3 protein-coding genes are annotated in these 21,254 nt (G+C 71.5%); 2 read left to right on the plus strand and 1 reads right to left on the minus strand.

Annotation, left to right across the window (positions count from 1 at the left end; all coding sequences use genetic code 11):
- The first annotated feature begins 171 nt into the window (after positions 1–171).
- Both BO221_RS42145 and BO221_RS42150 read left to right on the plus strand, forming a co-directional pair.
- Positions 172–870: a hypothetical protein gene (locus tag BO221_RS42145; protein WP_143196001.1), complete on the plus strand. Its 699-nt coding sequence runs from the start codon at positions 172–174 to the stop codon at positions 868–870.
- Between the two features lie 3 nt (positions 871–873).
- A complete protein-coding gene (locus BO221_RS42150) occupies positions 874–1,332 on the plus strand; it encodes an Imm26 family immunity protein (RefSeq protein WP_073566560.1) in 459 nt (152 codons plus the stop codon).
- Between the two features lie 58 nt (positions 1,333–1,390).
- Here the strand turns inward: BO221_RS42150 and BO221_RS42155 are convergent, their stop codons facing one another.
- Positions 1,391–21,250, minus strand: coding sequence for a non-ribosomal peptide synthetase (locus BO221_RS42155; RefSeq protein ID WP_083682299.1), 19,860 nt, complete (start codon positions 21,248–21,250; stop codon positions 1,391–1,393).
- Positions 21,251–21,254 lie beyond the last annotated feature (4 nt).

Consider the following 21,254-nt stretch of genomic DNA (forward strand, 5'->3'; position numbering starts at 1 on the left):
AGGGCAGGGCTACCAGCGGCACCGGTTGCCCCGCCCCCGCCGATGCCGCTCCAGAGCATTTCCGGCGAGGGCTTGGGGAATGGCATTCCACGTGCCGTGCTACGACTCGTGCCACGAGGCGCCACGACCGCAGCGGAAGCAGGGACTGCCGCTGCGACGGGAGAGGCCCTCGTGGCTGGAGGCGCGGTTGTTGCGGCAGGAGGCAGCGTTGTCCTGGTCTGCTTGACCGTCAAGGCCGCCATGGACGGGATGGAGACCCCGATCGACATCGCGGACACGTTCTACGGCACGCACTTTGGCGACATTCATGGTTGGGTCCAAGGCTGCTATGCGCCCAATGCCACGGCGGCCAAGGGAACACGTGCGAGCACACCTCCCGCTCCATTGCCAGTTCCAGAAACCGGCAGAGACAGGGACAAGGAAGGCCGGGGCCGCCTCTACGCGACCTACACGAAATTCAACCCCACGAGCAGCCGCCACTACTCGGGGCGCACCAGCATGGTTGTCGACCTGCGTAAACCCCTCCGTCCGCAGGCTGAACAAGCTGTTGCCACGCGGGATTCGAACCATCACACCGACGAAGGCGATGAGCCGAAAACCCCTGGGTTCCGTCAGGCCGTGCTCGACGAGTTCGATGTCGGAACCGCCCTCGACTACGCGAATAGATATAGCGACATCGCTTATTGGCGGATTCGTGGAAGAGAGCAGCAGTTGATTGATTTCTACGGGAGCGCGCAGTCCGATACTCGAGAACCGTATCGGACCGAGAACGTCAATCGCGGCGTGGCGAAAGACAATCCGCTGGGCAGGCTGTTCCACGACGCCGCCACGAAAAAATGGGGACAGCTTCACCCCTACACCGGAAATTGAGAGATGCGAAAGCAGAAACATAAGACAGGAACATTTGTCAGAATTGCTCTCGCCGATGGCTCCTACGGTTACGGAAGGCTCCTCGAGTCCCCCTATATCGCCTTCTACGAACACAGAACCACGAGTCTGGATTCTGATCTGGATGGGATCGCGTCAAAACCCATCCTCTTCAAGACGGCTGTCCGCCATCTGGCCCTGGATTCGTGGGAGTTCATCGGATGGAGAGCACTCGAGGAGCACCTGACTCAGCCTCTCGTCCGGTTCATGCAGGACGTAGGAGATTTCCGCCGCTGCACGATCTTCGACACCGCCGGTAACGAGAGAGCCGCCGAGCCCCGGGAATGTGTGGGTCTCGAGCGGGCGGCGGTCTGGGAAAAGGAGTCCATCGAGGAACGCCTGCTCGATTCCCTTCTGGGGCGGCCCAATGCCGATGAGGAGCGCCTGAAGGTACGGCTGCGATAGGGCCCGGTGGGCCGCGACCTCTATCTGTCGCGGTCCCGCAATCGCCTCACCCGCCGCCTCACCCCGCCGCCCGCGCTTCTCCTGCTCCGAGCAGCGCGAGCAGCCGGGCCACGAAGTCCTTCACCCCGGGATGTTCCAGGGCACTGGAGTGCCCGCCCGGGAGCACCACCACGTCGATGCGCTCCAGTGGCACGTACCGGCTCCATCCCAGCGTCTGGTCCTGCGTGGGGGTACCCGAGGCCCGGAAGAAGCGCAGCCTCGCGCGCGGCAGCTCCGGCACGGGCCAGCCCGGAATCTGCGGCGGCAGCAGCTCGAGCATGCGCGACAAGCGGGCCAGGTCCTTCCCCGTGAAGTGGGCCGCCACCGCACCCGCCGCACGCGCCCGGGCCGCCACGCGCTCCCATCGCTCGTCCCGCGGCAGCGGCGCCAGCTCGCGCTCCAGCTCCTCGCTGAGCACCTCGAACATCTTGGCGATCCCCAGGTCCGGAGCGAGCTGCACCGGCTCCACTTCCTTCATGACGTGGTCGGTGATGGTGTCGATCATCGCGAGCAGCTCCACCGTCTCCCCGGCCGCCTCGAGCGCCGCCGCCACGCCGTAGGCCGGGTAGCCGCCGAACGAGTGGCCCAGCAGCCGGTACGGCCCATGGGGTTGCACGGCGCGGATGTCCGCCACGTAGGCCTCGATGCGCTCGGCGAAGGTTGCGAAGGTCCTCGGCGAGAGCGTCTCGGGCGCCTGGATGCCGAAGCAGCGCAGGTGCGGCTCCAGCAGCGGGGTGAGCTGGCGGTAGTAGTGGAGCTCTCCGTCTCCCGGGTGGAAGAGGAAGAGCGCCGGAGCGTCCGCCGGGACGTCCGGGCCGTGCAGCCGCACCACGCTCGAGGGCGAGCCTCCCTCCGCCAGCAGCTCTCCCAGCGCGTCCGCCGCGTCCTTCAGCACCGGACTCTGGAAGAGCGTGGCCAGCGGCACGGGCATGCCGAACTCCTCCTCCATGCGCCCCAGCAGCCGCATGGCCAGCAGTGAGTCGCCGCCCAGCTGGAAGAAGTCGTCCCCCGCTCCCACCTCGGCCCGGTGCAGCACCTCGCACCACAGCCGTTGCAGCCTCATCTCCAGTGTCGAGCGGAAGGCCAGCTCCTGCGATGCCGCCGGCGTCTCCGGTGGCGCGGCCGGCGTGGACTCCGGGGACGGCAGGGCCCGCTTGTCCACCTTGCCGTTGTTGTTGATGGGCAGTTGCTCCATCACCACGAAGGCCGCGGGCATCATGTACGCGGGAAGCTCCGCCGCCACGTGCGCTCGCAGCGCGTCCGCCTTCACCGTGGCGGGCGCCTGCACCCAGGCACAGAGTTGCTGCAGGCCCGTTTCCGAGGTGCGGGCGAGCACCACCGCCTCCTCCACCTCCGGGAAGCGCCGCAGGCAGTTCTCTATCTCCGACAGCTCGATGCGGAAGCCGCGGATCTTCACCTGATGATCCGCCCGTCCCAGGAAGCGCAGGCGTCCATCGGGCTGCAGCCGGGCCAGGTCTCCGGTGTGGTACATGCGCGCGCCCGGCTCGGCCGAGAATGGATCCGGCTGGAAGCGCTCGGCCGTCATGTCCGGCGCCCCGAGGTAGCCGCGCGAGAGCGCCGCTCCGCCGATGTACACCTTGCCCGGCAACCCCGGGAGCACGGGCTCCAGGTGCTCGTCCAGCAGGTAGAAGCGGACGCGGGGAATGGGACGGCCGATGGGGAACGTGGCGTCGGTGCCCACGCCCTCGTCGCCCGGGATGGCGCAGGTGGCCGAGGTGATGGTGCACTCGGTGGGGCCGTAGACGTTGAGCCAGGGCGCGTGAGCACCGCCCACGCCCAGCCACGCCTCGTACGTCTCGCGCTTGAGCACGTCTCCACCGGGCGCCAGCAGGCGCAGCCGCGCGGGCACCCGCTGGCCCAGCGCGCCCATCTGCCGCACCCACTCCTCGATGTACGTGGGCGGCAGGCTGATGATGGTGATGTCCTCCTGCTCCAGGGAGGGCGTCAGGGCGTGCGCCGGCACCAGGCCGTTGCGCATCACCACGGTGGCGCCCACGGCCAGCGGCGGGTACAGGTCCTCGGCCGCCGCGTCGAAGCTGAGCGGGGCGAACTGCAACATCCGGTCTCCCGGGCGCAGGCCGAAGCGGGCGGCGATGGCGAGGTTGTGGTTCACCACCGAGCGGTGCTCCACCATCACCCCCTTGGGCTCACCCGTGGAGCCAGAGGTGAAGATGATGTACGCGAGCTGCGCGCCGGACACCGGCCGGGGCCCGGGGCCGAGCTCTCCCAGCACCTGCTCGGGCTGGGGCGGCACCTCCACGAGCGGCACGAGCCCCTCGTGGGCCTCCTTCAGCGCCGCGTCCACCCACAGGCAGCGCGCTCCGGCGCGCTCCAGCGCCAGCCGCTTGCGAGCCTCCGGCCAGCCTGGATCCAACGGGACGTAGGCCCCCCCGGCCTTGAGGATGCCCAGCAGCACCGCGAGCCCCTGCGCGGACGGCTCCATCACCACGCCCACCCGCTCCTCGGGCCGCAGGCCGCGCTCGAGCAGGCGCGAGGCCAGGAGGTTGGCGCGGGCATTGAGCTCGGCGTAGCTCCAGGTGGTGGCGCCGTGGGCCACCGCGGGCGCCTCGGGCGTGCGGCGCACCTGGGCCTCGAAGAGCGTGTGCACGCAGGCCCCGGCCGGCACCTGCTGCGTCCCTCCGTCGAGCGCCTCCAGCACCTGCTGGCGCTGCCGGGCCGAGAGCAGGGGCAGCCGGGACAGCGGCGCGTCCGGAGCCCGGAGCACCTCGGAGAGGAGCTGCTCGAAGGCGCCGCTCATGCGCTCGGCCGTGCGCGGGGTGAAGAGGGCCCCGTCGGTGGCGAGCGTGCACTCCATGGCTCCGGACTTCTCCACCACGTGCACCACCACGTCGTAGGCCGGGATGATGCCCTCGCCGGCCAGGTCCGACATGGAGAGCCCCGCGAACCGGGGCGCCGTGAAGGTGTCGAGCAGCAGCAGGGCCTGGGCCAGCGGCGGCGCGGTACGGGCCGCGTCGGGCTGGACCGCGTCCACGATGCGCTTGAAGGGAATCTCCTGGTGGGTGGTGGCGTGCAGCACCACGTCGCGGGAGCGCTTCAGCAGCGCGCGGAAGGAGGGCTCTCCGGAGACATCCGTGCACAGGGGCAGCACGTTGGTGAAGTAGCCCACCATGCGCTCCGTCTCGGGCAGCAGGCGTCCCGAGAAGGGCGAGGCCACCACGACGTGCTCCTGGCCGCTCAGCCGGTGCAACCACGCCTGGGTGAGCGCGAGCAGGGCGGTGAAGGTGGAGACGCCCTCCTGCCGGGCCAACGCCTTGAGCCCGGCCACGCTCCCGGCGCCCAGGGTGAGGTGCACCGGCCGCATGTTGGCGTTGAGCGCGGGGGCCCGGCGCGGGAAGTCCAGCGGCAGATCCAACACCGGAGGCGCGTGCGCCAGGGCCTGCTTCCAGGACTCGAGGCTCTCCTCCACCTGGCGCAGGTGCTCGGGGCCGCGCTGCCAGCGCGCGAAATCCGAGTACTGCACGGGCGCCGGCGGCAGCACGGGAGAGCGGCCCGCGAGCGCCGCGCGGTAGGCCTCCGCCAGCTCGTCCAGGAAGGCCTGCATGCCCAGTCCATCCAGCACCAGGTGGCTGAGGGACGCGATGAGCACGTGCCGCGTCCCCGCCGCGTCCAGTTGGAGCAGCTCGAAGCGGTAGAGCGGCCCGCGGGCCAGGTCGAAGTGCTGGCCGCCGTGGCGCGTGGCGATGTCGTTGGCCACCGCCAGGGACTCCTCGTCCGGAAGGTGTGACAGGTCCGTCCGGAGCAGCCTCGGGCGGGCGGGCGGAGCCACCTGGGCGAAGAGCGTCTCACCCCGCAGGACGAAGGTGCTGCGCAGCGTCTCGTTGCGCTCCACCACGGCCGCGAGCGCCGTCTCCAGCGCGCCGGCGTCGAGCGCTCCCTCCAGGACGGAGGCGAGCATGACGACGAAGGGCGGCGCCTCCGGAAGCTGCAGCGCGTACCAGAGCCGCTCCTGCACCAGCGAGGCCGGGACGCTCGTGGGCCGCTCTCCCTCGGGAGGCAGCAACCGCTCCGCCTTCCTTCCGGGCGCGACGCCGAGCCGGGCCGCGAGCCCCGCCACCGTGGGAGAGGAGAAGAGCGCGGTGAGGGGCAGCTCGACGCCGAAGGCCTGGCGCACGCGAGCCACCAGCCGGGTGGCGCTCAGGGAGTGGCCCCCGAGGTGGAAGAAGTCTTCCTCGCGGCGCACCGTCTCCACGCCGAGCACCTGGCTGAAGAGCTGCGCGAGCAACTCCTCCACGGGCCCGCGGGGCGGCTCACCCTGGGCCGGGGCTTCGTGCGTCTCCACGGGCAGGGCCGCGAGTGCCTGGCGGTCCACCTTGCCGTTGGCGGTGAGGGGCAGGCTGGACAGCACGGTGAGGCGCGAGGGCACCATCGCGTCCGGCAGCACCGAGGCCAGTGCCTGACGCAGCGTCTCCGCGTTGCCCGAGGTGGCGTCCTCGAGGGCGGCGAAGCCTTCCAGGCGCAGCTCCTTCCCGTGCGGGCGCGCGAGCACCGCCGCCTGACGAACGCCGGGCTGGCGCAGCAGGGCGGCCTCGACTTCTTCCAGCTCGATGCGAACGCCGCGCACCTTCACCTGGAAGTCGGTGCGGCCCAGGAAGCTCAGCGAGCCATCGCCGTTCCATCGCACGCGGTCTCCCGTGCGGTAGAGGCGCGCGCCCGGAGTCCCGGAGAAGGGGTCCGGGACGAAGCGCTCGGCGGTGAGGCCCGGGCGGCCGTGGTAGCCGCGCGCCAGGCCCTCGCCTCCGAGGTAGAGCTCGCCCGGGACGCCCGGAGGGGTGGGCTGGCCGAGTCCATCCAGCACGTAGAGGCGCACCCGGTCGAGCGGACGGCCCAGGCGGATGGGCGCGCCGGGCCGCAACGGGGAGAGCGTGGTGAAGCAGGTGTTCTCGCCGGGCCCGTAGCCGTTGAGCAGCCGGAGCTGGCCCGTGGCGAGCCGCTGCACGAGGGACTCGGGAGGGGCCTCGCCACCGAGCTGGAGCCAGGCGAGGACGCGCAGGGCCTCGGGGGCCTCGGGCTCCTCGAGGGCGGCGGAGATGACGGACGGCGTGGCGAGCAGGTGCGTGGCCCGGTGCTGGAGGATGTCCCGGGCCATGCCCAGGGGACCCGTCTCGCGCAGGACGACGCGGGCGCCTCGCGCCAGGGGATAGAGCAGCTCCGCCACGTGGACGTCGAAAGCCACCGAGGCGGCCGCCAGCGTGGTGTCTCCGGGCCGTGAGGGGTAACCCGCATCCGCCGCGGCGAAGAGGTGGCTGAGGTTGCGGTGGGTGAGGGCCACGGCCTTGGGCTCGCCCGTGGAGCCGGAGGTGAAGAGGACGAGGGCGAGGTTCTCCGGAGTGGCCGGACGCAGCGGCGCCGAGGCCCCGCGAGCGCTCGGGGACACGCACGTGACTCCCTCCACCGGCTCGGGGAAGGACTCGGGGCGCGCCACGACCAGGCGAGCCCCCGCCGCGCGCAGCAACGCGGTACGGCGCGGCGCCGGGTGGGCCAGCTCCAGGGGCAGGTAGGCCGCGCCCGCCTTGAGGATGGCGAGCAGCGAGACGAGCAGCTCGCTGGTGCGCTCCAGGCACACGCCGATGACGCTCTCGGGTCCCGCGCCCAGGGCCGCGAGCTCGTGGGCCAGGGCGGTGGCGCGCTCGTCGAGCTGGCCGTAGGTGAGGGCGCCGTCGCGGGCGAGCAGGGCGGGGGCCTCGGGGGCCCGTGTGGCCTGGGCCTGGAAGAGCGAGGCGTAGGTGGCGCTCTCGAAGGGGCGCTCGGTGTCGTTGAAGGAGCGCACCACCTGCTCGCGCTCCGGCTCGGAGAGCAGCGTCAGCGCCTCGAGGTGCGTGTCCGGGGCCCGCAGTGCGTGCTCGAGCAGCCGCACGTAGTGCTCCAGCATGCGCTGCACGGTGCTGGCCTCGAACAGCTCGGTGCTGAAGTCGGCGGAGATCTCCAGCGAGGAGCCGTTCTCCAGGACGATGAGCGCCAGGTCGAACTTGGACGCGGTGCTGGAGAGCTCGATGGGACGGGTGGCGAGCCCGGGGAGCGCGTCGGCCATGGACTGGCTGATGCGATTCCAGACGAAGGCCACCTGCACCAGCGGAGAGTGGTGGGAGCTGCGCTCGACACCGAGGTGGGAGATGAGCTTCTCGAAGGGGACGTCCTGGTGGGCGAAGGCGTCCAGGGAGGAAGCGCGGACCTGGGCCAGCAGCGAAGCGAAGGACGCGTCGGGCCGAGGCTGGGAGCGCAGGACGAGGGTGTTGACGAAGAGGCCGACGACGGGCTCGGAGGAGGGGTGGGTGCGGCCGGAGACGGGGACGCCGACGCACAAGTCCTGTTGGCCGCAGTAGCGCAGCAGGAGTGCGGAGAAGGCGGCGTGGAGGGCCATGAAGGGGGTGACCTGGTGCTGGCGGCACAGGGAACCCAGGGCCTGGGAGAGAGAGGGGGAGAGGCGGAGGGAAGGAGTAGAGGCGCCCGAGTCGGAGAGGACGGAGGGGCGGGGTTTGTCGGTGGGGAGCTGGAGGAGGCGGGGAGCATCGGCCAGCTGGGAGTGCCAGAAGAGGAGCTGGGACTGCTCACGGGCCAGGAGGGAGGGAGTGCGCTGCCAGGCGGCGATGTCCGAGTTGCCCAGGGACGGAGCGGGCAAGGCGGGGGCCTGGTGCTGGAGGAAGGCGGCGTAGGCCTGGCCCAGCTCGCGCAGCAGGATGTCGAGGGAAAGGCCGTCGACGAGCAGGTGGTGGAAGACGAGCAGCAGGGCATGGCGCTCGGGGGAGAGGCGCCACAACCAGAAGCGGTAGAGCGGCCCCTGGGCCATGTCGAAGGGCCTGTCCGCCTCCTGGCGGAGCCGGGCCGTCAGACGGGAGGCGGCCTCGGGCAGTCCGGCCAGGGACTCCTGTTGCAGCACCTGCTCGGGCACCGGCAGCACGCGAGGCAGCGGGTGTCCCTCGTGTGCGGAGACGGCCAGGCGGAGCACGGGGTGACGTGCCAGCAGCCAGCGAAGGGCGTGCTCCAGCGCGTCGGCCCGGAGCGGCCCATCCACCTCCACGGCTCCATCGATGTGGTAGGCGTGCGAGTCCGGCTGGAGCTGCTGCAGGAACCACATGCGCTCCTGAGCGAACGACAGCACCGGAGGCGCGTCCGCCGGGAGGGGCGTGGGAGCGGGCAGCTCGGCCGGGCCTTGGCCCTGGCGCCGCGACACCTCCCGCGCGAGCCCCGCCACGGTGGGCGAGGAGAAGAGGGCGGAGAGAGGCAGCTCGGCGCCGAATGCCTGACGCACGCGCGCCACCAGCCGGGTGGCGCTCAGGGAGTGGCCCCCGAGGTGGAAGAAGTCCTCCTCGCGGCGCACCGTCTCCACGCCGAGCACCTGGCTGAAGAGCTGCGCGAGCAACTCCTCCACGGGCCCGCGGGGGGCTTCACCCTGTGCCGGGGCATCGTGCGTCTCCACGGGCAGGGCCGCGAGCGCCTTGCGGTCCACCTTGCCGCTGGTGGTGAAGGGCAGGGCGGGCAGGGCGTGGAAGCGCGAGGGCACCATGGCCTCGGGCAGGGCACGGGCGAGCGACTGACGCAGCGGGGGGAGTGCCGCCTCGCTCTCCAACACGAGGAAGGCTTCCAGGCGCATGTCGCGGCCCGAGCCCCGGATGATGACGGCGGCCTGACGAACGCCGGGCTGGCGCAGCAGGGCGGCCTCGACTTCTTCCAGCTCGATGCGAACGCCGCGCACCTTCACCTGGAAGTCGGTGCGGCCCAGGAAGCTCAGCGAGCCATCGCCGTTCCATCGCACGCGGTCTCCCGTGCGGTAGAGGCGCGCGCCAGGATCGCCGGAGAAGGGGTCCGGGATGAAGCGCTCGGCGGTGAGGTCGGGGCGGCCCCGGTAGCCACGGCCCAGGGGCGTACCCCCGATGAAGAGCTCGCCGGGAACGCCGGGCGGCACGGGCTCCCCCCGCTCGTCGAGGACGTAGATGCGGCACCGATCCAGCGGGCGCCCCAGTCGCACGGGACGGTCCTGTGGAACGAACTCCGCGACGACGTTGATGCTCGTCTCGGTGGGGCCGTACGTGTTGACCAGCTTCGTCTTCGTCAGCGAGAGCTGCTGCACCAGCGGATCCGGCAGCACCTCGCCTCCGGTGACGAGCACCTTCAGCGAGCGGAAGGACTCCAGCGCACCGGGCTCCTCGAGCGCCGTGGCGAGCGAGGAGGGGGTGATGACGGTGTGGGTGATGCCATGGTGGACGATGTCTCGTCCAAGCCCCAGCGGGCCGACCTCGCGCAGCACGGTGCGAGCGCCACGCGTGAGGCTGAAGAGCACCTCCTCCAGATGGATGTCGAACGAGAGGCTGCCAGAGCAGGCCCAGCAGTCACCGGGCTGCGTCGCGTAGTACGGATCGAAGGCCGCGAAGCAGTGGACGACGTTGCGGTGGGTGAGCTCGACGCCCTTGGGCTCACCGGTGGAGCCGGAGGTGTAGAGCAGGTAGGCGAGGTTCCCGGCATGGGCCCGTCGCGGCGGGGTGGACGGGACGGCCTCGCTCGCGCGCACGTCCGGAGAGACGAGGGGCACGTCCAGTGTCACGCCGGAGAACAGGGCGGGGCGGGAGAGGACGAGGCGGGCGCCGGACTGGCGCAGCATCGCGGCACGGCGGGCGGCGGGGTGCGAGGCTTCCAGCGGGAGACACCCGGCGCCGCTCATGAAGATGGCGAACAGCGACACCACGGCGTCGAGCGAGCGCTCCAGGCACAGGCCCACCACGGACTCGGGCCCGGCGCCCGCGGCGCTCAGATGGGCGGCGAGACGCGAGGACTGCTCGGCCAGCTCGCGGAAGGTGAGGGTGCCCTCGGGGGCGACGACGGCGGGAGCGTCCGGAGTGCGGGCCACCTGCTCCAGGAAGAGCGAGACGACGGTGGCCTCGGAGTCGAAGGGCCGCTCGGTGTCGTTGAAGGAGCGGACGACCTGCTGGCGCTCGGTGTCGGAGAGCAGGGAGAGCGCGCCCAGGTGCGTATCGGGCGCGCGTACGGCGTGCTCGAGCAGCCGCACATAGTGCTCCAGCATGCGCTGGACGGTGCCGGCCTCGAACAGCTCGGTGCTGTACTGGAAGAAGAACTCGTAGCCCTCGGGCGACTCGGTGGCCGTGAGGGACAGGTCGAAGGGGCTGCTGAGGATGTCCTGCCGCAGCGGGCGCACCTGGAGCCCGGGGAGCGCGTCGGCGAGGGAGTGCTCGGACCGGTTGAGGTCGAACATCACCTGGAAGAGCGGGGAGTGATTGGTGCTGCGCTCGACACCGAGGTGGGAGATGAGCTTCTCGAAGGGGACGTCCTGGTGGGCGAAGGCGTCCAGGGAGGAAGCGCGGACCTGGGCCAGCAGCGATGCGAAGGACACATCAGGCCTGGGCTGGGAGCGCAGGACGAGGGTGTTGACGAAGAGGCCGACGACGGGCTCGGAGGAGGGATGGGTACGGCCGGAGACGGGGACGCCGACGCACAAGTCCTGCTGGCCGCAGTAGCGCAGCAGGAGGGCGGAGAAGGCGGCGTGGAGGGCCATGAAGGGGGTGACCTGGTGCTGGCGGCACAGGGAACCCAGGGCCTGGGAGAGAGCGGGAGAGAGGCGGAGGGAGGGGGTAGAGGCGCCCGAGTCGGAGAGGACGGAGGGGCGGGGCTTGTCAGTGGGGAGCTGGAGGAGGCGGGGAGCATCGGCCAGCTGGGAGTGCCAGTAGAGGAGCTGGGACTGCTCACGAGCCAGGAGGGAGGGAGTGCGCTGCCAGGCGGCGATGTCCGAGTTGTCCAGGGACGGAGCGGGCAGGGCGGGGGCCTGGTGCTGGAGGAAGGCGGCGTAGGCCTGGCCCAGCTCGCGCAGCAGGATGCCCATGGAGAGGCCATCCACCAGCAGGTGGTGGAAGACGAGCAGCAGGGCATGGCGCTCGGGAGAGAGGCGCCACAACCAGAAACGGTAGAGCGGGCCCGTCTCCATGGAGAAGGGCCGGTCCACTTCCTGACGCAGCCGCTCGGCGAGCCTCTCCTTATGATCGGGCAGCTCGGCGAGGGACTCCTGATGCAGCACCCGCTCGGGTACCGGCAGCAGCACGGGGGCCGGATTTCCCTCCTGGGACGGCACGGCCAGACGGAGCACGGGGTGACGTGCCAGCAGCCAGCGAAGGGCCTGCTCCAGCGCGTCAGCCCGGAGCGGCCCATCCACCTCCACGGCACCATCGATGTGGTAGGCGTGCGAGTCCGGCCGGAGCTGTTGCAGGAACCACATGCGCTCCTGCGCGAAGGACAGCACGGGAGGCGCGTCCGCCGGGCGGGGCGTGGGAGCGGGCAGCTCGGCCTGGCCGTGGCCCTGGCGCCGCGACACCTCTCGCGCGAGCCCCGCCACGGTGGGCGAGGTGAAGAGCGCCACGAGGGGCAGCTCGATGCCGAAGGCCTGGCGCACACGGGACACCAGCCGCGTGGCCGTCAGGGAGTGTCCGCCGAGGTGGAAGAAGTCCGCCTCGCGGTGCACCGTCTCCACGCCGAGCACCTGTCCGAAGAGCCGCGCGAGCAACTCCTCCACGGCTCCGCGAGGGGCCTCGCCCTTCGTCACCGTGGGGCCCACGTCCACCGCGAGCGCCGCCAGCGCCTTGCGATCCACCTTGCCGTGGCGTGACAGTGGCATCCGCTCCAGCGCCACGAGCGCGGCCGGGACCATGTAGTCCGGCAGCGACTGCTTCATCCACGTGCGCAGCTCGCTCTCGGGCACGGGCTCGCCCCTGGGCACCAGGAACGCCACCAGGCGCTTGTCCCCGGCCGAGTCCTCGTGCACCACGACCGAGGCCTCGCTCACCGCCGGGTGCTGGCCGAGCACCGCTTCCACCTCACCTGGCTCGATGCGGAAGCCGCGCACCTTCACCTGGAAGTCGATGCGCTCCAGGTACTCGAGGTGTCCGTCCGGCAGGTACCGCACCCGGTCGCCCGTGCGGTACAGGCGTGCTCCGGGCGTGGAGGAGAACGGATCCGGAATGAACTTCTCCGCCGTCAGGTCCGGGCGCTCCTGGTAGCCGCGGCCGAGCCCGGCGCCTCCGATGAACAGCTCTCCAGGGACGCCCACGGGCACGGGGTGGAGGTTCCGGTCCAGCACGTACACCCGCACGTCTCGCAGGGGCCGGCCGATGCTCGGCCCTTCCGGCCTGTCGTTGGCGGCGCAGGCGGTGGTGTCCACCGTGCACTCGGTGGGGCCATAGACGTTGAAGAAGGTGATGTGGGGATGGTGCGCGAGCACGCTCCAGGTGGACGCGCTCAGCGCCTCGCCACCCACCAGCACCCGCCGCGGGGAGACCTCGGGCCGTGCTCCGAGCCCCTCCTCGAGCAGCAGCCGCAGGTGCGCGGGCGAGCAGTCGAGGACGTCCAGCCGGTAGCGCTCGATGTACGAGCGCATCGCGCTCACGTCACTCCGGGCCTCCTCGGGCACGATGCAGAGCGTGTGGCCGTGGGCGAGCTGGATGAGCTGTTTGACCGAGGCATCGAAGGACAGCGGGGCGTTGAGGCTCACCCGCAGCGGCGCGTGGCTCCCGGAGTAGACGGCGGTCTCGAGCGCCGCCAACAGGTTCACCACGGAGCGGTGCTGGATCATCACGCCCTTGGGCATGCCGGTGGAGCCCGAGGTGTAGATGACGTAGGCGAGGTGCTCCGGGCCACTCAGGGGGAGGGGATTGGACTCGGGCTCGCGTGCGAGCTCCGGCCCGAGCGCGTCGAGGCACAGCGGGTGCACGCCTGGAGCGGAGAGTCCTTCGGCCAGCTTCCGCCGCGTCACCAGCACGGGCGCGCGGGAGTCCCGGAGCATGAAGGCCAGCCGCTCCTTCGGAGTGGAGGGCTCGAAGGGTACGTAGGCCCCGCCCGCCTTGAGGATGGCGAGCACGCCAACGATCTGCTCCACCGAGCGTTCCAGGCAGAGGCCCACGCGGACCTCGGGGCCCACGCCGAGCCGCCGCAGGTGGTGCGCGAGCTGGTTGGCGCGGCGGTTGAGCTCGCCGTAGGTGAGCACCTCGTCCCCGAGGCGCACCGCGTCCACGTGCGGCGCGCGGAGCACCTGGGCCTCGATGAGCGTGGGGAGACACTCGTCCGAGGCGTGGCCGGCATGCGTCTGGTTCCACTCCACCAGCAGCCGGTGGCGCTCCGTGTCCGTCAGCAGCGGCAGTGCGCCGGCACGGGTCTCGGGGGCTCGCAGCGCGTGGGTGAGCAGTTGCTCGTAGTGCTCCAGCATGCGCCGCGGGGTGCCGGCCTCGAATAGCTCGGTGCTGTAGCGGCAGGCCAGCGTGTAGCCCTGGGCGCTCTCGGTGACGACGAAGGAGAGCTCGAAGGGGCTCCCGAGCGCATCGGGCTGCAGGGCGCGGGCCTGGAGGCCGGGGAGCGCGTCGGCGAGGGCGTGCTCGACGCGGTTGAGGTTGAACACCACCTGGAAGAGCGGCGTGTGGCTGGTGCTGCGCTCGACGCCGAGGGCGCTGACGAGCCGCTCGAAGGGCACGTCCTGGTGGGCGAAGGCCTCGAGCGAGGACGCGCGGACGTGGGCGAGGAGCGAGGCGAAGGAGGCGTCCGGCGCGAGGCGGGTCCGGAGGACGACGGTGTTGAGCAGCAGGCCGACGACACCCTCGGTGGAGGGATGGGTACGGCCGGAGACGGGAGTGCCGACGCAGAAGTCATCCTGTCCGGAGTAGCGGTGCAGGAGGGAGGCGAAGGCGGCGTACAGCACCATGAAGGGCGTGGCCTGGTGCTGGCGGCTGAAGGCACGCAGCTCGCGCGAGAGGGCTGCGGGAAGGGGATGGAAGCCGGAGAAGCCGCCCTGATGGGAGAGGACGGAGGGACGGGGCTTGTCGGTGGGGAGCTGGAGGAGGGCGGGCGCGTCGGAGAGTTGGCGCTTCCAGAAGTCGAGCTGAGCGGCCTCGCGGGAGAGGACGGGCTGGGAGCGGAGCCAGAGGGCGACGGAGGAGTTGTCCAGGAGGACGGGAGGAAGGGCGGGAGGCTGGTGCTGGAGGAAGGAGGCGTAGGCCTGACCCAACTCGCGCATGAGGACGTCGAGGGAGAGGCCGTCGACGAGCAGGTGGTGGAAGACGAGCAGCAGGACGTGGCGCTCGGGGGCGAGCTTCAGCAGCCGGAAGCGGTGGAGCGGACCCGTCTCCATGGAGAAGGGCTCGAGGGCCTTCTCGCGCAGCCACCGGTCCAACGCCTCCGCGTTGAAGGGCGCCTCCGCCGATTCGTGGAGGAGCACCTGCTCGGGAAGGGGCAGGAGGACGGGGGCTGGAGCACCGTCATGCGCGGGGACGGCGAGGCGGAGCACGGGGTGACGCGCCAGAAGCCAGCGCAGGGTCTGCTCCAGGGCGTTGGAATCCAGGGGCCCGGAGAGCTCGACGGCTTCGGGCATGTGGTAGGCGCTGGAGTCGGGCTTGAGCTGCTGGATGAACCACAGCCGCTCCTGGGCGGGGGACAGGACGGGAGGTGCGTCCGCCGGGAGGGGCGTGGGAGCGGGCAGCTCGGCGGGGCCGTGGCCCTGGCGCTGCGAGAGCTCCTGGGCGAGCCCGGCCACGGTGGGAGAGGAGAAGAGCGCGGTGAGGGGCAGCTCGACGCCGAAGGCCTGACGGACACGGGCCACCAGCCGGGTGGCGCTCAGGGAGTGGCCTCCGAGGTGGAAGAAGCTGTCCTCGCGGCGCACCGTCTCCACGCCGAGCACCTGCCCGAAGAGCTGCGCGAGCAACTCCTCCACGTACCCGCGAGGGGTTCCGCCCTCGGTGGCCATGGGGCCCGCGTCCACCGCGAGCGAGCTCAGCACCTTGCGGTCCACCTTGCCGCTGCTGGAGAAGGGGAGCGAGGGCAGGACATGGAAGCGCGAGGGCACCATGGCCCCGGGCAGGGCACGCGCGAGCGACTGGCGCAGCGAGGCCAGGGCCGGCTCGTTCTCCAGCACCACGAAGGCCTCCAGGCGCATGTCGCGGCCCGAGCCCAGGGTGATGGCGGCGGCCTGACGAACGCCGGACTGGCGCAGCAGGGCGGCCTCGACTTCTTCCAGCTCGATGCGAACGCCGCGCACCTTGACCTGGAAGTCGGTGCGTCCGAGGAAGCTCAGCGAGCCATCGCCGTTCCAGCGCACGCGGTCGCCGGTGCGGTAGAGGCGGGCGCCAGGGTCGCCGGAGAAGGGGTCTGGGACGAATCGCTCGGCGGTGAGGTCGGGGCGGCCCCGGTAGCCTCGGCCGAGGCCCTGGCCACCGATATAGAGCTCGCCGGGGACACCGGCGGGAACGGGCTGGCCATGTGCATCGAGCACGTACGCGCATGAGCGGGCCAGGGGGCGGCCCAGGCGCACGGGCTGACCGGGCAGCACCCGCTCGGAGATGATGCCGAGCGTCGTCTCCGTGGGCCCGTACATGTTGAGCAGGCTCGTGCGGGTCAGGGCGAGCTGTTGAACGAGCTGTTCGGGCAGGGCCTCGCCGCCGAGGATGAGCACCTTCAGCGAGCGGAAGGACTCCAGGGCGCCGGGCTCCTCCAGGGCCGTGGCGAGCGAGGAGGGGGTGATGGGCACATGGGTGATGCCGTGGCGGAGGATGTCCCGCGCGAGCCCCAGGGGGCCGACCTCGCGCAGCACGATGCGGGCGCCGCGCGTGAGGCTGAAGAACAGCTCCTCGAGGTGGACGTCGAAGGACGGGCTGGTGGAGGCGGCCCAGCAGTCACCGGGCTGCGTCGCGTAGTACGGCTCGAAGGCCGCGAAGGCGTGGACGAGGTTGCGGTGGGTGAGCTCGACGCCCTTGGGCTCGCCGGTGGAGCCGGAGGTGTAGAGCAGGTAGGCGAGGTTTCCGGCATGGGCGCGGTGAGGCGGTGAGGCGGCCGCATCGACCCCTGCCTCTGGAGAGACGAGGGGCACGTCCAGCGCCACGCCGGAGAACCGCTCCGGGCGGGAGACGACGAGGCGGGCACCCGACTGGCGCAACAGCGCGGCACGGCGGGCGGCGGGGTGCGAGGCCTCGAGCGGGAGGCACCCGGCACCACTCATGAGAATGGCGAGGGGCACCACCACGGCATCGAGCGAGCGCTCCAGGCACAGGCCCACCACGGACTCGGGCCCGGCGCCCGCGGCGCTCAGATGGGCGGCGAGACGCGAGGACCGCTCGGACAACTCGCGGAAGGTGAGGGTGCCCTCGGGGGCGACGACGGCGGGAGCGTCCGGAGTGCGCGCGGCCTGCTCCAGGAAGAGCGAGACGACGGTGGCCTCGGAGTCGAAGGGCCGCTCGGTGTCGTTGAAGGAGCGGAGAACCTGCTGGCGCTCGGCCTCGGAGAGGAGCGAGAGGGCACCCACGCGGGTGCCGGGCGCGCGCACGGCGTGCTCGAGCAGCCGCACATAGTGCTCCAGCATGCGCTGGACGGTGCCGGCCTCGAACAGCTCGGTGCTGTACTGGAAGAAGAGCTCGTAGCCCTCGGGCGATTCGATGGCCGTGAGGGTGAGATCGAACGGGCTGTTGAAGAACTCGAGCTTCTGGCGGAGGCCCTGGAGACCGGGGAACGCGCTGGCGAGGGAGTGCTCGACGCGGTTGAGGTCGAACATCACCTGGAAGAGCGGGGAGTGGCTGGTGCTGCGCTCGATGCCGAGGGCGCTGACGAGCCGCTCGAAGGGCACGTCCTGATGCGCGATGGCTTCCAGGGTGGAGGAGCGCACCTGGGAGAGGAGCGAGGAGAAGGAGGCGTCCTGGGGGAAGCGGGTGCGCAGGACGACGGTGTTGAGGAGCAGGCCGACGACGCCCTCGACGGAGGGATGGGTGCGGCCGGAGACGGGAGTGCCGACGCAGAAATCATCCTGTCCGGAGTAGCGGTGCAGGAGGGAGGCGAAGGCGGCGTACAGCACCATGAAGGGCGTGGCCTGGTGCTGGCGGCAGAAGGCGCGCAGCTCGTGAGAGAGCGCGGCGGGGAGCGGGTGGTAGCCGTGGAAGCCGCCCTGGTGGGAGAGGACGGAGGGGCGGGGCTTGTCGGTGGGGAGCTGGAGGAGGGCGGGAGCGTCGGAGAGCTGGCGCTTCCAGAAGTCGAGCTGAGAGTCCTGACGGGAGAGGACGGGCTGGGAGCGGAGCCAGAGGGCGACGGAGGAGTTGTCCAGGAGGACGGGAGGAAGAGAGGGCGGGCGGTGCTGGAGGAAGGAGGCGTAGGCCTGAGCCAGCTCGCGCATGAGGACGTCGAGGGAGAGGCCATCGACGAGCAGGTGGTGGAAGACGAGCAGCAGGACGTGGCGCTCGGGGGCGAGCTTCAGCAGCCGGAAGCGGTAGAGGGGACCCCGGGCGACATCGAAGGGCCTGTCCACCTCCTGGCGCAGGCTGGCGGAGGCCTCGGTCATGTCCCCCGGCGATTCGTGAAGGAGCACCTGCTCGGGAAGGGGCAGGAGGAGGGGAGCCGGAGCACCGTCATGCGCGGGGATGGCGAGGCGGAGCACGGGGTGCCGCGCCAGGAGCCAGCGCAGGGCCTGCTCCAGGGCGTTGGAATCCAGAGGCCCGGAGAGCTCGACGGCCTCGGGCATGTGGTAGGCGCTGGAATCGGGCTGGAGCTGCTGGATGAACCACAGCCGCTCCTGTGCGGGGGACAGGACGGGAGGCGCGTCCACCGGAAGGGGCGTGGGAGCGGGGAGTTCGGCGGGGCCGTGGCCCTGGCGCTGCGACAACTCCTGTGCGAGCCCGGCCACGCTGGGCGAGGAGAAAAGCGCGGCGAGGGGCAGCTCGACACCGAAGGCCTGACGGACACGGGCCACCAGCCGGGTGGCGCTCAGGGAGTGGCCCCCGAGGTGGAAGAAGCTGTCCTCGCGGCGCACCGTCTCCGCGCCGAGCACCTGCCCGAAGAGCTGCGCGAGCAACTCCTCCACGGGTCCACGGGGCGGCTCACCCTGGGCCGAGGACTCGGGCGCCTCCACGGGCAGGGCCGCGAGCGCCTTGCGGTCCACCTTGCCGCTGGTGGTGAAGGGGAGGACGGAGAGGGCGTGGAAGCGCGAGGGCACCATGGCCTCGGGCAGGGATCGCGCGAGGGACTGACGCACGGAGCCCGGAGCCGTCTCGCTCTCCAGGACGAGGAAGGCCTCCAGGCGCATGTCGCGGCCCGAGCCCCGGGTGATGACGGCGGCCTGCCGCACGCCGGGCTGGCGCAGCAGGGCGGCCTCGACCTCCTCCAGCTCGACGCGTACGCCGCGCACCTTCACCTGGAAGTCGCTGCGTCCCAGGAAGCTCAGTGCGCCATCGGCGCTCCAGCGGGCGCGGTCGCCCGTGCGGTAGAGACGGGCTCCGGGGGTGCTGGAGAAGGGATCGGGGACGAAGCGCTCGGCGGTGAGCTCGGGGCGGCCCCGGTAGCCTCGGCCGAGGCCCTGGCCACCGATATAGAGCTCGCCCGGGACACCGATGGGAACGGGCTGGCCGAGCTCGTCGAGCACGTACGCGCGCGAGCGAGCCAGCGGCTGGCCCAGGCGCACGGGCTGGCCGGGCAGCACCGGCTCGGCGACGACACAGATGGTCGTCTCCGTGGGGCCGTAGGCGTTGATGAGGCTCGTCCGGGTCAGGGCGAGCTGCTGCACGAGTTGCTCGGGGATCGCCTCGCCGCCGAGGGCGATCATCTTCATCGAGCGGAAGGCTTCCAGGGCCCCGGGCTCCTCCAGGGCCGTGGTGAGCGAGGAGGGAGTGAGGACGGCGTGGGTGATGCCGTGGCGGACGATGTCGCGCGCGAGCCCCAGGGGGCCGACCTCGCGCAGCACGGTGCGAGCGCCGCGTGTGAGGCTGAAGAGCACCTCCTCCAGGTGCATGTCGAAGGTGAAGCTCCCGCAGGCGGCCCAGCACTCACCGGGCTGCGTCACGTAGTACGGGTCGAAGGAGGCGAAGGCGTGGACGATGTTGCGGTGGGTGAGCTCGGCGCCCTTGGGCTCGCCGGTGGAGCCGGAGGTGTAGAGCAGGTAGGCGAGGTTCTCGGCGCGGGCCCGGTGCAGCGGGGCGGAGGGGACGGCCTCGTGGGCCCGCACGTCCGGAGACACGAGGGGCACCGTGAGCTCCGCGCCGGAGAACAGCTCCGGGCGTGAGACGACGAGGCGGGCGCCGGACTGGCGCAGCAGCGCGGCCCGGCGGGTGGCGGGGTGCGAGGCCTCCAGCGGGAGGCACCCGGCGCCGCTCATGAGAATGGCGAGCAGCGACACCACGGCGTCGAGCGAGCGCTCCAGGCACAGGCCCACCACGGACTCGGGCCGTGCACCCGCGGCGGACAGATGGGCGGCGAGGCGCGAGGCCTGCCCGGCCAACTCGCGGAAGGAAAGGGTGCCATCGGAGGCCACGACGGCGGTGGCTTCCGGAGTGCGCGCGGCCTGCTCCAGGAAGAGCGAGACGAGGGTGGCCTCGGAGTCGAAGGGCCGCTCGGTGTCGTTGAAGGAGACGAGGAGCTGTTCGCGCTCGGCCTCGGAGAGGAGTGCGAGGGCTCCCACGTGGGTGCCGGGCGCGCGCAGGGCGTGCGCGAGCAGCCGCGGGTAGTGCTCCAGCATGCGCTGGATGGTGCCGGCCTCGAACAGCTCGGTGCTGTACTGGACGGTGAGCGTGAAGCCGGCGGCGCTCTCGATGACGGTGAGGGAGAGGTCGAACTGGCTGGTGCCGGTGTCCACGTGCACCGGGCGTGCGGAGAGACCGGACAGGGCCTCGGCGAGCGAGCGCTCCTCCTGGTACAGGTCGAACATCACCTGGACGAGCGGCGTGCGGCCGAGGCTGCGCTCCACCTGGAGTGCCTCCACCACGCGCTCGAAGGGGGCCTCCTGGTGCGCGTAGGCGGCCAGCACCCGCTCGCGGGACTGGGACAGCAGGGAGGAGAAGGGCGTGTGGGAGGTGACGGTGCCGCGCAGCACCACGGTGTTGATGAAGAGGCCCACGAGGCCTTCCACCGCCAGGTGCGTGCGGCCCGCGACGGGCGTGCCCACGCAGAAGTCCGTCTGCCGCGAGTAGCGGTGCAGCAGCGCGGCGAAGGCCGCGTGGAACACCATGAAGGGGGTGACCTGGCGCTCGCGGCAGAGGGCACGCACGGCCTCGGTGAGCGAGGGCGGCAGCGGACGCGGCTCGGTCTGCACGCCCTCTTCCTTCCGGACGGCCGGGCGCGGCTTGTCGGTGGGCAGCTCCAGCACGTGGGGTGCGTCCGCGAGCTGCTGCTTCCAATAGTCGAGGTGGGGCGCCTCGCGCTCCGTGGCCGCGGGCGTGCGCTGCCAGGCGGCGAAGTCGGCGTATTCCAGCGGCAGGGGCGCGAGCTGTGGGGCCTGCTGGCGGCTGAGCGCGGAGTACAACCCGCCCAGCTCCCGCATCAGGACGTTGTAGCTCCAGCCATCCAGCACCAGGTGGTGGATGACCAGCCCGAAGACGTGCCTGTCCGGCGCGAGGCGGAAGAGGTGGAAGCGGTAGAGCGGGCCGTGCTCCACGTCGAAGGGGCGCGTGGCCTCCTCGTGCAGCCGGCGGGACAGGCGCGTGTCCTGGCCGGCCTCGTCCGTCAGGTCCTCCGTGACCAGCACTCGTGCCGGTACCGGCCGCATGGCCAGCAGCGGGCGGCCCTCCGAGGAGGGAAAGACGGAGCGCAGGGCCTCGTGGCGCGCGAGGAGCTGCTGGAGCGCCGCCTCCAGCACCTGTGCCTCCAGCGCTCCCCTCAGCTCCACGGCGCGGGGGATGTTGTAGCTCGCGGCACCGGGGGCCAGCTGGTGCAGGAACCACATCCGCTCCTGCGCGGACGAGGGGACCGGGGGCGCGTTCGCCGGACGCCGGACCGGTCCCGTGTCACGCGCCGCGTTGAGGGCTGCCTTCTGGGGTCCGCGCTCGAGGAGCTGCTTGAGCAGCGCGCGCTTCTCTCCGGGAGTCAGCTGATCGAGCTCGTTTCGCGAGGCCATGAGG

This window comes from Archangium sp. Cb G35 (assembly GCF_001896145.1).
GTDB lineage: Bacteria > Myxococcota > Myxococcia > Myxococcales > Myxococcaceae > Archangium > Archangium violaceum.

Excerpts from the sequence above, each read along its gene's own strand:
- BO221_RS42150 (WP_073566560.1), top strand. The coding sequence starts at position 874 with ATGCGAAAGCAGAAACATAAGACAGGAACATTTGTCAGAATTGCTCTC.
- BO221_RS42155 (WP_083682299.1), bottom strand. The coding sequence starts at position 21,250 with ATGGCCTCGCGAAACGAGCTCGATCAGCTGACTCCCGGAGAGAAGCGC.